This window comes from Pseudomonas nitroreducens TX1, from assembly GCF_000313755.1.
Classification (GTDB): domain Bacteria; phylum Pseudomonadota; class Gammaproteobacteria; order Pseudomonadales; family Pseudomonadaceae; genus Pseudomonas; species Pseudomonas nitroreducens_A.
In genome coordinates, this window is record NZ_AMZB01000001.1 from 1 (window position 1) to 207 (window position 207).

Below are 207 nucleotides of genomic sequence, written 5' to 3' on the forward strand. Positions count from 1 at the left end.
TGGTCCTTGTCCGGATCGCCGTACCAGACCTCGAATTCGGCGTTGGTGAATTCCGGGTGGAACTTGTAGATGGCGGTGGTCAGCAGGGTTTCCTGACGTCGCGCCGGCCAGTACATCGGGTTCAGGGTCACACCGCCGTAGATCCAGCAGGTGGTGTCACGGGTGAACTGGGTGTTGGGCAGCGGCGGCAGCAGGAAGCTGGAGTGC

At 62.3% G+C, this 207-nt stretch carries 1 protein-coding gene; it reads right to left on the reverse strand.

Annotation, left to right across the window (positions count from 1 at the left end; all coding sequences use genetic code 11):
• On the reverse strand, positions 1 to 207 hold a 207-nt coding region (locus C167_RS31900), incomplete at both ends, for an arginine deiminase family protein (RefSeq protein WP_037005673.1).